The organism is Pseudoalteromonas sp. NFXS53, from assembly GCF_056629255.1.
Window position 1 is genome coordinate 74,654 of the sequence record NZ_JBWVBR010000009.1, and the last position, 13,691, is coordinate 88,344.

Sequence of the window (13,691 nt, forward strand, 5' to 3'; positions counted from 1 at the left end):
CAGCAAGAAAAATTATGAGAAAACGACATGTCTGAAGAAAATAAAGCACCGGTTGAACTGACTGAAGCGCAAGTTAATCAGTGGCAAAGAGAATGTTTAGGAAATGCACAAAAGTTTTTGGCAGACAAAGGTGTACTGCCTGTTAGCATTTTAGAGAAGGAATGTAGGATCCTTCCACCACTGTGTGCCGTTTGGAAAATAAAAGGCAATGATGGCAACACTTATTGGGTTATAACAGGCCGTTTACCTACTGATGCAGTACAAATTAGTGCAGCAGAAAATGCAAGAGATGTGTTACGTCACTTTTCATTTCAGTGGCAACTGAAGGCTGATGGGATTATGGCAAGTAAACCAATCGACAAAACTCAAGTTGACTTTGCAAACTTGCTTGTAAACAGAGCGCATGGCATTTACGAGTTATTTGAGAACGAACAGCTTTGGGCTAATGTAGCATCGTAAAAGGTTCTGCATTAAAGTCATTTACAGGGCAGTATAATTGCTGCCTTGGAATGCCAGCCTCCATAAACACCCCTCCTTTTTTAGAAAAGCCGTAGTCGACAAAAGCTGGTACCTCTTCAAGTACCGAGTTGATAAAAATATTAGTTAAGCCTTTTTCTTTAGCAATAACAACTAAGTAATTTAGGATTGAATAGAAGGCATCTTTATTTCTGTGTTGACTAACAATGGCAACGCGACTTATTAACCCATTGGGACAAAGCCTACCTGTACCAACGGGTGTATCAGAGTCGTCATAAATGATTGCGTGTTCAGATTTTTTATCGAGTGAATCGAACTCCACTTTTTTTGGTAAGTTCAGTTCATAGACAAATACTTTTTCTCTTAGCTCAGTTAATAACGTTTGTTGCTCAAACCAATTAACTTTAGTTACATGGTAAACCATGTGTCCTCCAGTAAGATTCAAATCAAATGTGCAAGCCTTGGCACTCAAAGTAATTAATTGTCAGGCTTGCTTGCACATACAGGATCTTTATTCTTCTTGTTGGATAAAGTAGTAACCTTCATTAATAAGCTTAGTTAACATTTCAGCAAAATCCAAACATGTAATTGAAAGAATAATTTGGTCAGCTTCAAAATAGGTTAAGTCTGTGAGTAATTTGGCAGCATCTAACATGTTGATTGGTAGTGAGAAAGTTTCACTGTTTACACTGAGAAGTATCGAGTCTTCAAGCAATTGGTAAAAGGTTCTAACACCACCTGCTCTGTTAATTACTTGTGATGATAAGTAGTTAGCTAACTCATCTGATGAGATTGGTTCATCTAATGGCAATAAATCCATATCATGCTTAGGTTGACTTAAATAATTGCCAAGCCAACGTTTAATAACATCTTTGTCTTGAATTGCATCAAGCATTAAGTTTTGGATTTGCTCGACTTCATCGTTTTTGAGCTCGCCAGATGATTCTCTGAGTGTAAGTGTTTTGTCAGAATAGTGTGTTTTACCGAGCTCATTATCAATTAAGTAATCTGCAAAATTACTTAAGAAATCCTTAGTGTCAGGCGCTCTAAAGCCCACAGAGTAGTTTAATGCATTCTCAACGGCATAGCCTTCATGCGGGCAGCCCGGTGGAATATAAAGAATATCGCCGGGTTCAAGGACCTCGTCAATGATTGCATTGAATTGCTCAACTTGTAGGAGACTCTTATTTTGTGCAAACTCTTTTAGGTTTGTGTCAGGCATGCCTACGCGCCAATGTCTTTTACCTTCACCTTGAATAATGAACACATCATACTGATCAAGGTGGGGTCCAACACCGCCGCCAGGGGTTGAGTAGCTGATCATCAAGTCATCAATTCGCCAGTTCGGAATGAATCGAAATGGCTCCAACAATTCAGCAGCAACAGGGTGCCAATGGTCCACTGCTTGAACAAGTAGGGTACTATTAGTTTCTGTTAATAATGAAAAGTCTTCGAATGGGCCATGGTAAGATTCCCATTTATCGTCATGGTTTGTGATAAGACGAGACTCGATGTCATCTTCCATGGCAAGACCCGCTAATTCTTCAGGCTCAATCGGATCTGCGAAATCAGCAAAACCACCTTTGATTAATAACGGTTTTTTTTGCCAATACTCTTTTAGAAATTCGGCGTGAGTTAATGCGTTAATTTTTAAATCAAACATATTTTTTCCATAAAAAAAGCGAAAGGAAACCCTTTCGCTTTATAAACTAAATTTGTGTCTAATTACACTAATTCGTCAATGAATGCTTCAGCACGACCGATATAGTTAGCCGGCGTCATTAACTTCATTTCAGCTTTAACTGCTTCTGGTAGTTCTAAACCATCAATGAAATCAGCCATGATTTCTTGGTTTACACGTTTACCACGAGTTAACTCTTTAAGTTTCTCGTACGGCTTTTCGATACCGTATTTACGCATAACTGTTTGAATTGGTTCTGCAAGCAGCTCCCAGTTTTGATCTAGCTCTTCTAGAAGACGATCAGCATTTACTTCTAATTTGCTTACACCTTTTAATGTTGCTTGGTACGCAATCAGTGTATAGCCCATACCAACGCCAAGGTTACGTAAAACTGTTGAGTCAGTTAGGTCACGCTGCCAGCGAGATACTGGCAGTTTTTGCGCTAGGTGAGCAAAAATTGCGTTAGCTAGACCTAGGTTACCTTCTGAGTTTTCAAAGTCGATAGGGTTAACTTTGTGTGGCATAGTTGATGAACCAATCTCACCAGCAATTGTTTTTTGCTTGAAGTGATTTAGTGCAATGTAACCCCAAACGTCACGGTCGAAGTCTAATAAGATCGTGTTGAAACGCGCGATTGCATCGAATAACTCAGCAATGTAATCGTGCGGTTCGATTTGCGTTGTGAATGCATTCCAAGTTAAGCCAAGGCTTGTTACGAATTGCTCTGCATGCGCATGCCAGTCGTAATCAGGGTACGCGCTCAAGTGCGCATTGTAGTTACCTACAGCACCATTGATTTTACCTAGTAATTCTACGTTTGCGATTTGCTGACGTTGACGTTGTAAACGAACATACACGTTTGCAAACTCTTTACCCATTGTTGAAGGAGAAGCTGGCTGACCGTGTGTACGAGTCATCATAGGTACGCTTTTGTACTCAACAGCTTTTGCTTTGATTGCTGCAAGTAGCTCATCACAGTAAGGTAAAAGTACTTTGTCACGCGCTTCTGCTAACATTAAACCGTGAGACAGGTTATTGATATCTTCAGACGTACATGCAAAGTGAATGAATTCATTGATTGCATTTAATTCTGCATTATCTGCAACTTTCTCTTTTAGAAGATACTCAACCGCTTTAACGTCATGGTTCGTTGTGCGCTCGATTTCTTTAACGCGCGCAGCATCTGCTTCGCTAAAGTTGTCAACAATGCTGTCTAAAAGCGCATTTGCTTCGTCACTGAAAGCTGGTACTTCATCAATACCTTGTGCTTTAGCTAGGGCTTGTAACCAACGTACTTCAACAGTTACGCGGTACTTGATAAGGCCGAACTCACTGAAAATGCCACGCAATTCAGTAGTTTTACTACCATAGCGGCCATCCACTGGAGAGATAGCGGTTAACGCTGAAAGCTCCATAATTTCTCCTAAACTAATTGGTTTGTTTGAACGATTTCTTTAAATACTATTTTTAGCGATTTCGATAATTTTCTTTTTGCCAAAGAAAAATTGACGTCGCTTACCACCAAGTTGGCGCCAAAGCACGGCACTACGAATGCCAGCTAGTAACAGTGCTCGGATCTTATGTTGGTAACTTGGTTGTTTTAATAAATCTGGTTGACCAAATACTTGAATCTTTTGTCCAAGGGGACTCAGTACTTGGCTGTAAATATCAGCAAAAGCAGCAACTATGGTGCTGTCGCAAATATCAAAATGTAATAGTTGTCTTTCAACTTGATTCAAGCGACTTGCCAGCTCATCTAACGCTTTGGGGTTAGCTGAAAGTGCACGTTCTAGTTGCATCAAACTGCCAACATATTTAACCAGCTCAACATCTTTTTCGCCTTCTGGGGAGAGCTGTTGAATAAGCGTTTTATAACCGTCTTTGATCACCCATTTGTCGTCATAGACGTCTTCTGGGTGAGCTGGGTTCAGGTTAACGATACTTTTTAAAAAAGTACTGACTTCCGCTTCATTAAACTGGCCGTATTTTGCTGTTTTTTGAACAAGTTTGCTGATCTGACACATGGCCGCCAGCGGTAAAACATAACTTGTCGACATTATTTGATCACCGAGTCGATGATACCGCCACCTAAGCAGACGTCATCAGCATAAAATACTGCTGACTGACCAGGGGTTACTGCTTTTTGAGGCTCATCAAATAAAACCCTTGCCATACCGTCTTCACCAACCAACAAAGTACATGGAATGTCAGTTTGTCTATAACGGGTTTTTACTGTGCAACGTGTTGTGCCTTTTGGTCCAACTCGGTCAACCCAATGTAATTGATTTGCGTTAAGGCCGTTACTAAATAGGCGAGGGTGGTTTTTGCCTTGACCAACAATTAACACGTTACGCTCTACGTCTTTGTCAACTACATACCAAGGCTCGCCACTGCCTTCTTTCATACCACCGATTAATAGGCCTTTTCTCTGACCCAATGTGTGGTACATTAAACCTTCATGTTCACCCACTTCATGACCGTCAGTGTCTTCAATTTTACCTGGTTGCGCCGGTAAGAATTTTTGCAAGAAGTCTTTGAACTTGCGCTCACCAATAAAGCAGATACCGGTACTGTCTTTTTTGTCGTGTGTAATTAAACCTTGTTCTTCAGCAATACGACGTACTTCAGGCTTTTCAACTTGACCTACCGGAAATAGCGTTTGTGCAATATGCTCGTGGCTAAGTGTATAAAGGAAGTAGCTTTGATCTTTGTTGTCATCAAGACCACGTTGCATCACAAACTTGCCATCGCGCTCTTCACGACGAACATAATGACCAGTTGCAATGTAATCTGCACCGAGTGCTTGTGCAGCGAACTCTAAAAAAGCTTTGAATTTGATTTCTTTGTTACACATGATGTCTGGGTTTGGCGTGCGGCCCGCTTTGTATTCCTCTAAGAAATACTCAAATACGTTGTCCCAGTACTCAGCGGCAAAGTTTACGGTATGAAGCTCAATACCTAACTTATCGCAGACAGCTTGTGCATCTTTAAGATCTTCAGCAGCAGCACAATATTCGTCATTGTCATCTTCTTCCCAGTTCTTCATGAACAGGCCTTCTACCTGATAGCCTTGTTGTTTTAATAAGTAAGCTGAAACTGAAGAATCTACACCACCGGACATACCAACGATGACTTTAATCTGACTATTATCGCTCATATTTTTTGCTGTTAATCTCTATGATTTTGAAAGGCGTGAGTATAGCACGATATTTTAAGAGGCTGAATCCTAAGTTGGCGTTTAACGCTAAAGCACTTTATATTCGCCATTGTTAATGCCATCAAGGGTGTATTTTCCAATACGATAGCGTATCAAGCGAAGTGTAGGGTGACCAATATGGGCTGTCATTCTGCGAACTTGTCGGTTTTTTCCTTCAGAAATGGTAATTTCAAGCCAAGTAGTTGGAATATTTTTGCGTTCTCGTATTGGTGGATTACGAGGCCAAATATTTGGTTCGTTAATAATTCTGACTTTTGCAGGCTTAGTAAGGCCATCTTTTAATTCGACGCCTTTATTCAGTGCATAAATTGACTCATCACTCGGCACACCTTCAACTTGCACCCAGTAAGTTTTATCTGTGTCTTTTTTCGGATTCGTTAGAGTGTGTTGTAATTTTCCGCAATTTGTTAAGAGTAATAATCCTTCACTGTCTCGGTCTAATCGACCTGCTGCATATACGCCTTTTTCTTTTACGTAGTCTGCCAAAGTTGCACGGTTTTGATCATCGGTGAACTGGCAAAGTACATCAAAAGGTTTATTAAAAAGGACAATTTTAACTTGATCTGCAGGAAGCGCTTCTTTGACCACGCGTTTTTTATTAAATGGTTTTTTGTGATGAGGTTTTTTTTGGAATGTTTTGTTATTGCGATTAGGCGCGCGATTTTGCATTGGTTATATGAGGTAAAAACATTGATGTGTGCATAATAGCAAATTATATGTTTGCTACTAAGTAAAATACCTATAAAAAAGGGCATCAAAAGATGCCCTTAATCATTCAGTTTAGAATTAAGCTAGTTTAGCTAACACTGCATTGAAAGTTTCGCTTGGACGCATAGCTGCAAAAGCAAGTTGATCATTTGGCTGGAAATAACCGCCAACATCTTTGCTTACGCCTTGCGCAGCGTTAAGTTCTTCAACAATTGTTTGCTCTTGTGAAGTTAACTCTTCAGCGATTGGCGCGAACAACGCTTGTAGCTCAGCATCGTCTGACTGAGCTGCAAGTGCTTGTGCCCAGTAAAGAGATAGGTAGAAGTGGCTACCACGGTTATCAAGTTCGTTAACTTTACGAGACGGCGACTTGTTTTCATCTAGGAATTTACCAGTCGCTGCGTCTAGTGTATCAGCAAGAACTTGTGCTTTAGCATTACCATTTACTTGGCTTAAGTGTTCAAGAGATGCAGCAAGTGCCAAGAACTCACCTAAAGAATCCCAACGTAAGTGGTTTTCTTTTTCGAACTGTTGAACGTGCTTAGGTGCAGAACCACCAGCGCCTGTTTCGAATAAGCCACCACCGTTCATTAGCGGAACGATTGAAAGCATTTTCGCACTTGTGCCCAGTTCAAGAATTGGGAATAAGTCAGTTAGGTAGTCACGTAAAACGTTACCAGTTACTGAAATCGTATCTTGACCGTCTTTCATGCGAGCAAGAGAGTATTCTGTTGCTTCAATTGGTGCTTTGATAAGGATTTCAAGGCCCGCAGTATCGTGATCAGCTAGATAAGTGTTTACTTTCTTGATTAGTTGCGCATCGTGAGCACGGTTTTCGTCTAACCAGAAAACAGCAGGTGTGTTTGTTGCGCGAGCACGGTTAACAGCAAGTTTTACCCAATCTTTGATTGGCGCATCTTTAACCTGACACATACGCCAGATATCACCTTGTGCAACGTCATGTTGAAGAAGTACGTTACCGTCAGTGTCTACTACGCGGATTGTACCAGCAGAAGCCGCTTCAAATGTCTTATCATGTGAGCCATACTCTTCTGCTTTTTGAGCCATTAGACCAACATTAGGAATTGTACCCATAGTACGAGGGTCGAAAGCACCATTTTTCTTACAGAAGTCGATAGTTGCTTGGTAAACACCAGAGTAACAACGATCTGGAATAACAAAGCTTGTGTCTTGTTGTTTACCGTCCGCATTCCACATCTGACCGCTTGTACGGATAGCTGCAGGCATAGACGCATCGATGATCACATCACTCGGCACGTGTAGGTTTGTGATACCACGATCAGAATCAACCATAGCAATGCTTGGGCGCTCAGCGTAAACAGCTTGAATGTCAGCTTCAACTTCAGCACGTTTTGCATCGTCTAATTGTGCGATTTTAGCGTAAACGTCGCCAAGACCATTGTTAACATCAACACCTAGCTCTTCAAATAATTCGCCATGTTTAGCAAATACATCTTTGTAGAATACTTTTACAGCGTGACCGAAGATGATTGGATCAGACACTTTCATCATCGTAGCTTTCATGTGTAGAGAGAAAAGTACACCTTTCTCTTTAGCTGCATTGATTTCTTGTTCTAGGAAAGCTTGTAAGTCAGCTGCGCGCATGCGTGATGCATCGATGATTTCACCAGCAAGTAGAGGTGTGCTTGCTTTAAGTACAGTAACGTCGCCATTCTCTGAAACGTGTTCGATGCGAACGTCAGTAGCATTTTCTACAGTTGTTGATTGCTCAGAACCAAAGAAGTCACCATCAGTCATGCTAGCTACGTATGATTGTGAGTCTGCAGCCCATGCACCCATTGAGTGTGGGTTTTTACGTGCATATGCTTTTACAGAAGCAGGTGCACGACGGTCAGAGTTACCTTCACGTAAAACTGGGTTTACTGCAGAACCTTTGATTTTGTCGTAAGTTGCTTTAATAGCTGCTTCTTCATCAGACTTAGGTTCTTCAGGGTAGTTAGGCAGTGCGTAACCTTTTTCTTGAAGCTCTTTAATTGTCGCTTTTAATTGAGGTACTGACGCAGAGATATTTGGAAGCTTGATGATATTTGCTTCTGGTGTTTTAGCTAATTCGCCTAGTTCTGCAAGTGCATCGCCAATGCGCTGCTCTTCAGTTAAAAACTCAGGGAAGTTTGCAATTACACGACCTGCAAGTGAAATATCACGAGTTTCAACTTCAACGCCTGCAGCATTAGTGTAAGCTTGAATGATTGGAAGCAACGAGTATGTAGCTAAAGCCGGTGCTTCGTCAGTTTTTGTATATATAATTTTAGATGTCATTATCATTCCTAGATCAGGGGCACAGCGTGCCTATCAAAACGCAATGGGAATGCTATGTTGCCTAAGGCAACTTTATATAGCAAGTTTGATAGTTATAACTACTCTAAAAGTCTATATGCACCATTGGCGGTGACATCTTAAAGGTTAATCAAAATAATTGGGTAAACCTAAATAGGCATAACTAACAAGCCTGAAAACAGACACTAGTTTAACAAGCAATTTATATATGGGCTAATTTAAAAATTTAAAGTGGAGAAGAGAAATAAATAAGAAGGGGGGTGAAGCGAGTTAAAACCCGCTTTATTAATGAGATAATAACATCAAGCGAGTTCAGTCTCTCTAGGAGCGATGTTCGTTGCATGAAGTCCTTTAGGACCTTGTTGCAACTCGAAGGTTACATCTTGACCGGCTTTAAGTGTTTTGTATCCATCCATCACAATCGTTGAGTAATGGGCGAAGATATCTTCTTCACTGCCGTCTTCTACGATGAAACCAAACCCTTTGGCGTTATTGAACCATTTGACTTTTCCGCAAGCCATACTTCCACATCCTTCTATAAGTTGACTAATTTAGTTAATCTAAACTTTATAATTTGCTAGACTGCCCATAGATTAGACAATCTAATAACGACTGTAGTTTAATTGAGCAATCAGTCAAGGCTTTTAGACAAATTTTTAACAAAAAATTTATTTTTCAATTCAAGTTTGCTTGAGTTAACAACACAAGACTATATTTTATTATGAGTGGTATTAAAGATTCTGGTGTAATCGATACAGTTAGAGAGAAGCAAAAGCAAAAGCTAAGCCCACCTCGAAAGTATAAAGTCATTTTAAATAATGATGATTACACTCCAATGGACTTTGTAATCGAAGTATTAATGACGTTTTTTAATATGGACAGCGAAAAAGCAACTGACGTGATGCTGCGCGTGCATCACGAGGGAAAGGCAGTATGTGGCTTATATCCTTCAGATATTGCACATACTAAGGCGGAACAAGTAAATCGTTACGCTCGCGACCATGAACATCCACTGCTATGTAGTTGTGAGCAGGAATAACCGATATAAATCTCGTTTGGGGGTTGCTTATGCTAAACAAAGATCTTGAAATTACCTTAAATGCAGCGTTTCGTGAGGCAAGAACACGTCGTCACGAATTTATGACTGTTGAGCATTTATTACTTGCATTAATAGATAACCCATCAGCAGGTGAAGCATTAGGCGCATGCGGTGTTGATACAGAAACGCTCAAACGAGAGCTTTCTGAGTTTATCGATGAAACAACACCATTATTACCTGAAAGTGAAAATGATAGAGAAACGCAGCCGACGCTAGGTTTTCAGCGTGTTTTACAAAGGGCAGTGTTTCATGTGCAATCATCTGGGCGCACCGAAGTTACAGGTGTTAACGTATTAGTCGCAATTTTTTCTGAACAAGAAAGTCAAGCTGTCTATCTACTGAAAAAAAGTGATATTAGCCGCCTAGACATAGTGAATTTCATTTCTCACGGTGTGGCTAAGTCAGATGACGAGCATCATGAAGATGATCACGAAGATATCAATAGTGATGATTCAAACGACATACAAGGTGAAGAGAAGACTAAACTTGAAAACTTCACAACTAACCTGAACGCGATGGCACAAGCCGGACAGTTAGATCCATTAGTAGGCCGAGATCAAGAAGTAGAACGCACAGTACAGGTTTTATGTCGTCGTAAAAAGAATAATCCTTTACTTGTAGGCGAAGCTGGCGTTGGTAAAACCGCGATTGCAGAAGGGCTTGCCTATAGAATCGTAAACGAGCAAGTACCCGATGTGATTGCCGATGCGGTGGTCTATTCACTTGATATGGGCGCCTTATTAGCGGGTACTAAATATCGCGGTGATTTTGAAAAGCGTTTTAAAGCCCTTTTAAAAGAGCTACAAGCTAAACCACATTCAATTCTGTTTATTGATGAGATCCATACAATCATAGGTGCAGGTGCTGCATCGGGTGGTGTAATGGACGCCTCGAATCTAATTAAACCGTTACTGTCTAGTGGCCAATTAAGATGTATGGGTTCAACAACTTATAACGAGTTTAAAAATATCTTTGAGAAAGACAGAGCACTTGTTCGTCGCTTCCAAAAGATAGATGTACTCGAGCCAAGTGTTGAAGACACCACAAAGATTTTAATGGGTTTGAAAGACCGCTACGAAGATCACCATGGTATTCGTTATACCCAAAAAGCACTTCGTGCGGCTGCAGAATTGAGTGCGAAATATATCAACGAGCGTCACTTACCAGATAAAGCCATTGATGTGATAGATGAAGCAGGGGCAAACCAACGTTTGCTGCCAGTATCTAAACGTAAGAAAACCATCAATGTTGCAGATATTGAACAGATTGTATCTAAAATTGCGCGTATTCCGCAGCAGAGTGTGTCTTCAAGTGATAAAGAAACACTCAAAAACTTAGACAGAAACTTAAAAATGTTGGTGTTTGGTCAAGACCAATCAATTGATGCATTAACTTCTGCAATTAGATTGTCTCGCTCAGGCCTTTCAAATGAAGACAAGCCAATTGGTTCTTTCTTGTTTGCAGGTCCAACCGGTGTTGGTAAAACAGAAGTAACAAAGCAACTTGCAAAATGTATGGGCGTGGAGTTTATTCGTTTTGATATGTCAGAGTATTCTGAACGTCACGCGGTTAGCCGATTAATCGGTGCGCCTCCAGGCTATGTTGGTTATGAGCAGGGCGGTTTACTGACTGATTCTGTGATTAAGCATCCACATGCTGTTGTGCTGCTGGACGAGATTGAAAAAGCGCACCCTGATATTTACAACATTTTGCTACAAGTTATGGACCACGGTACATTAACTGATAACAATGGTCGCAAAGCAGATTTTAGAAACGTTGTACTTGTCATGACCACGAATGCGGGTGTTCAAGAAACGATTCGTCAGTCAATTGGATTTGCGCAGCAAGATCATTCGCACGATGCGATGGTTGAGATTAATAAGGTGTTCACACCAGAATTTAGAAACCGCTTAGACAACATTATTTGGTTTAACCATTTAGATAAAGATGTCATTTTACAAGTTGTAGATAAATTCTTAGTTGAACTTCAAGCGCAACTTGATCGTAAATCTGTGAACCTTGAGCTTACAGCAGCAGCAAGAGAGTGGTTAGCTGATATAGGTTACGATAAGGCAATGGGTGCAAGACCAATGTCACGTGTTATTCAAGAGCAATTGAAAAAGCCGCTTGCTAATGAAATCCTGTTTGGCAAGTTAGCCGAAGGTGGCACTGTTAAAGTGGGCCTGAAGAGCAATAAACTTAACTTCCAATACGATGTTGAAATGGCTGAAGCTTAAGAGTGAAAGAGTGTAAACACACCTTTTATGAAACATTAAAAAAGCCTAGCTAAGCTAGGCTTTTTTATTTAACACATAGAGTGAAATCACACTGATGCGTTAAAGTAAAACGAATGAATTTAACCAATACGCTTTACAATCACGGCGTAATTAACGCGCGCGGAAAACGATACGACCTTTAGTTAAATCGTATGGCGTCATTTCAACAGTTACTTTATCGCCTGTTAAAATACGAATGTAGTTTTTGCGCATTTTACCAGAAATATGAGCAACCACTACGTGGCCGTTTTCAAGTTCAACGCGGAACATTGTGTTTGGTAAAGTATCAAGGACTGTGCCTTGCATTTCAATTACGTCTTCTTTCGCCATGTGTAGCGTAACACCTCTTTGATTAGATTAACGCAGCAGATTTTGCCGAAAACCACACAATAAGTAAAGGTAAGGGGGGAAATTAGTTAATTTAATTACAGCTTCAATTGCCAAACATCCGATATAAAACGCTCTGCAGGTTTAAATTGAGACTTGTAAGACATCTTTCTGCATTCATCAATTTGATAACCGAGATAGACGTAATCAAGACCAGAATCGAGTGCGAATTCTATTTGAAGCAAAATCATCACAACACCAAGGCTAAACTTGTCATAGTCCGGGTGATAAAAGGTATAAATCGCAGACAATGAATTTGGCATAGTATCTGTGACAGCAACGGCGATGAGTTTATTTTTATCCCATAATTCAATGAAGGTAACTGGTAACCAATTACAAAATAAAAAGCTTTCATATTGTAGGCGGTTTGGAGGGAACATGGTGCCGTCATGATGCTTTTGATTAATATAGTTTTCATATAAAGGATAATAATTTGATTGCTCTTTATCACTCACCTTAATATGGAAATTGCTTTTAGCTGTTTTTAGCTTTCGCTTTTGTGATTTTGATAGCACAAAATCTTTAACAGGAAGGCGCATTGACTCACAGGCATGACAACTCGGACAATGAGGGCGATAAATTTGATCACCACTGCGTCTGAAACCCAATTCTAATAAGTCTTGAAAGCGTGCTGCGTTATAGCATTGACTATCAAGAATCACGAGCAGTTGTTCTTGTTTGTCAGGTAAATAACTGCAATCAAACTGTTGGCTTAATCCAATCTTTGAAGGAAAATGTTCAGTCATAAATCTCTTCCAATACCTGTGGTTTCCACATCGAACTGGGTATTTCAAAGCTCTGAGCTAACTTAAGTTTAGCTAAAAACTCAGACCTTGAAATTAATTTTGCACCTAAAGTGGTTAAATAGGGGTTTTCCAACTGACAATCTACAAAATGGGCGTTGTGTTTTTTAAGCCAATTAACTAACGCCCACATGGCTAACTTTGAACCGTTTGCTTGATCGAAAAACATAGACTCCCCACAGAAAACCCCCGAGTTCATAATCCCATAAAGTCCACCCATCAGATTATTGCTTTGATCCCAGACTTCGAGGCTATGTGCAAGACCTAATTTATGCATATCAATGTAAGCAGCTAACATCTGATGGTTTATCCAGGTGCCTTCTGCATGTAACCTTTGCTCTCGGCAGGCATTGATGACAGTTTCAAATGCTTTATTAACAGTAACTATAGGTTTTGTTCTTCTTGCCACTTTTTTCAATGAACGACTGACATGGAAATCATTCAGTTCAATCACACCTCTTTCATTTGGGGACCACCACATGATGGGCTCTTTTTCATTAAACCAAGGGAAAATACCTGACTTGTATGCAAGGTTCAGCCTTGCAGGCGTAAGGCAGCCTCCGATAGCAAGTAAACCATCAGGTTCATTTAAAGCCAAACTTGGTGAAGGAAAATCGATTGTTCCAGCTGATAACTGGTATAGGCGTGGTGTCATTTAAGAAATTAATCGTATTTGTTAATGAAAAACATCTTAAAGTGAAAGCGGAGGGTTAAACAACCCTCC

At 40.3% G+C, this 13,691-nt stretch carries 14 protein-coding genes; 3 read left to right on the forward strand and 11 right to left on the reverse strand.

The genetic code is table 11. From position 1 onward, the window contains the following. The first annotated feature begins 27 nt into the window (after positions 1–27). The gene (locus tag AC1HJP_RS11335) at positions 28–459 is read left to right on the forward strand and encodes a DUF4826 family protein (protein WP_480361919.1); all 432 of its coding nucleotides are present in this window, start codon (positions 28–30) and stop codon (positions 457–459) included. On the opposite strand, the gene AC1HJP_RS11340 is transcribed toward AC1HJP_RS11335, so the two are convergent. The 8 genes from AC1HJP_RS11340 to cspD all read right to left on the reverse strand — a co-directional run bounded on the left by AC1HJP_RS11340 (position 443) and on the right by cspD (position 8,923). Further along, positions 443–901, reverse strand: coding sequence for a GNAT family N-acetyltransferase (locus AC1HJP_RS11340; protein ID WP_480361920.1), 459 nt, complete (start codon positions 899–901; stop codon positions 443–445). The two genes, AC1HJP_RS11335 and AC1HJP_RS11340, sit on opposite strands and share 17 nt — an antisense overlap. Positions 902–988: 87 nt before the next feature. Next, positions 989–2,140 (reverse strand): JmjC domain-containing protein, encoded by a 1,152-nt coding sequence (locus AC1HJP_RS11345; protein WP_480361921.1) that lies wholly within the window; start codon positions 2,138–2,140, stop codon positions 989–991. 62 nt (positions 2,141–2,202) lie between these two features. Beyond that, positions 2,203–3,573 carry an adenylosuccinate lyase gene (gene purB, locus AC1HJP_RS11350; protein WP_480361922.1) on the reverse strand — a complete coding sequence of 457 codons (1,371 nt, stop codon included), beginning with the start codon at positions 3,571–3,573 and terminating at the stop codon, positions 2,203–2,205. Between the two features lie 39 nt (positions 3,574–3,612). Beyond that, positions 3,613–4,215: a high frequency lysogenization protein HflD gene (hflD, locus tag AC1HJP_RS11355; RefSeq protein WP_480361923.1), complete on the reverse strand. Its 603-nt coding sequence runs from the start codon at positions 4,213–4,215 to the stop codon at positions 3,613–3,615. Then, the gene (gene mnmA, locus AC1HJP_RS11360) at positions 4,215–5,315 is read right to left on the reverse strand and encodes a tRNA 2-thiouridine(34) synthase MnmA (protein ID WP_058029681.1); all 1,101 of its coding nucleotides are present in this window, start codon (positions 5,313–5,315) and stop codon (positions 4,215–4,217) included. The genes hflD and mnmA overlap by 1 nt, the downstream gene beginning before the upstream one ends. 87 nt (positions 5,316–5,402) lie before the next feature. Further along, complete coding sequence (locus AC1HJP_RS11365; protein WP_480361924.1) at positions 5,403–6,044, reverse strand: pseudouridine synthase; 642 nt, start codon at positions 6,042–6,044, stop codon at positions 5,403–5,405. A 117-nt stretch (positions 6,045–6,161) separates the two neighbouring features. Continuing rightward, complete coding sequence (locus AC1HJP_RS11370) at positions 6,162–8,384, reverse strand: NADP-dependent isocitrate dehydrogenase (RefSeq protein WP_480361925.1); 2,223 nt, start codon at positions 8,382–8,384, stop codon at positions 6,162–6,164. A gap of 320 nt (positions 8,385–8,704) precedes the next feature. Beyond that, positions 8,705–8,923, reverse strand: coding sequence for a cold shock domain-containing protein CspD (gene cspD / locus AC1HJP_RS11375; protein WP_138482390.1), 219 nt, complete (start codon positions 8,921–8,923; stop codon positions 8,705–8,707). A gap of 200 nt (positions 8,924–9,123) precedes the next feature. On the opposite strand from cspD, the gene clpS reads away from it, so the two are divergent. Together clpS and clpA are read left to right on the forward strand one after the other, a co-directional pair. Then, entirely contained in the window at positions 9,124–9,441 is a 318-nt protein-coding gene (clpS, locus tag AC1HJP_RS11380; protein ID WP_138482388.1) for an ATP-dependent Clp protease adapter ClpS, read from the forward strand. 29 nt (positions 9,442–9,470) lie between these two features. After that, complete coding sequence (gene clpA, locus AC1HJP_RS11385; RefSeq protein ID WP_480361926.1) at positions 9,471–11,738, forward strand: ATP-dependent Clp protease ATP-binding subunit ClpA; 2,268 nt, start codon at positions 9,471–9,473, stop codon at positions 11,736–11,738. Between the two features lie 150 nt (positions 11,739–11,888). On the opposite strand, the gene infA is transcribed toward clpA, so the two are convergent. From infA to aat, 3 genes are all read right to left on the reverse strand, one after another. Further along, complete coding sequence (gene infA, locus AC1HJP_RS11390) at positions 11,889–12,107, reverse strand: translation initiation factor IF-1 (protein ID WP_058029687.1); 219 nt, start codon at positions 12,105–12,107, stop codon at positions 11,889–11,891. Positions 12,108–12,202: 95 nt separating this feature from the next. Further along, positions 12,203–12,910 (reverse strand): arginyltransferase, encoded by a 708-nt coding sequence (locus tag AC1HJP_RS11395; protein ID WP_480361927.1) that lies wholly within the window; start codon positions 12,908–12,910, stop codon positions 12,203–12,205. Then, on the reverse strand, positions 12,903–13,622 hold the full coding sequence (gene aat / locus AC1HJP_RS11400; protein ID WP_480361928.1) for a leucyl/phenylalanyl-tRNA--protein transferase: 720 nt from the start codon (positions 13,620–13,622) through the stop codon (positions 12,903–12,905). Before aat ends, AC1HJP_RS11395 begins: the two co-directional genes overlap by 8 nt. Positions 13,623–13,691 lie beyond the last annotated feature (69 nt).

Coding starts and splice junctions, on each gene's coding strand:
- AC1HJP_RS11335 (WP_480361919.1), top strand. CDS start 28: ATGTCTGAAGAAAATAAAGCACCGGTTGAACTGACTGAAGCGCAAGTT.
- AC1HJP_RS11340 (WP_480361920.1), bottom strand. CDS start 901: ATGGTTTACCATGTAACTAAAGTTAATTGGTTTGAGCAACAAACGTTA.
- AC1HJP_RS11345 (WP_480361921.1), bottom strand. CDS start 2,140: ATGTTTGATTTAAAAATTAACGCATTAACTCACGCCGAATTTCTAAAA.
- purB (WP_480361922.1), bottom strand. CDS start 3,573: ATGGAGCTTTCAGCGTTAACCGCTATCTCTCCAGTGGATGGCCGCTAT.
- hflD (WP_480361923.1), bottom strand. CDS start 4,215: ATGTCGACAAGTTATGTTTTACCGCTGGCGGCCATGTGTCAGATCAGC.
- mnmA (WP_058029681.1), bottom strand. CDS start 5,315: ATGAGCGATAATAGTCAGATTAAAGTCATCGTTGGTATGTCCGGTGGT.
- AC1HJP_RS11365 (WP_480361924.1), bottom strand. CDS start 6,044: ATGCAAAATCGCGCGCCTAATCGCAATAACAAAACATTCCAAAAAAAA.
- AC1HJP_RS11370 (WP_480361925.1), bottom strand. CDS start 8,384: ATGACATCTAAAATTATATATACAAAAACTGACGAAGCACCGGCTTTA.
- cspD (WP_138482390.1), bottom strand. CDS start 8,923: ATGGCTTGCGGAAAAGTCAAATGGTTCAATAACGCCAAAGGGTTTGGT.
- clpS (WP_138482388.1), top strand. CDS start 9,124: ATGAGTGGTATTAAAGATTCTGGTGTAATCGATACAGTTAGAGAGAAG.
- clpA (WP_480361926.1), top strand. CDS start 9,471: ATGCTAAACAAAGATCTTGAAATTACCTTAAATGCAGCGTTTCGTGAG.
- infA (WP_058029687.1), bottom strand. CDS start 12,107: ATGGCGAAAGAAGACGTAATTGAAATGCAAGGCACAGTCCTTGATACT.
- AC1HJP_RS11395 (WP_480361927.1), bottom strand. CDS start 12,910: ATGACTGAACATTTTCCTTCAAAGATTGGATTAAGCCAACAGTTTGAT.
- aat (WP_480361928.1), bottom strand. CDS start 13,622: ATGACACCACGCCTATACCAGTTATCAGCTGGAACAATCGATTTTCCT.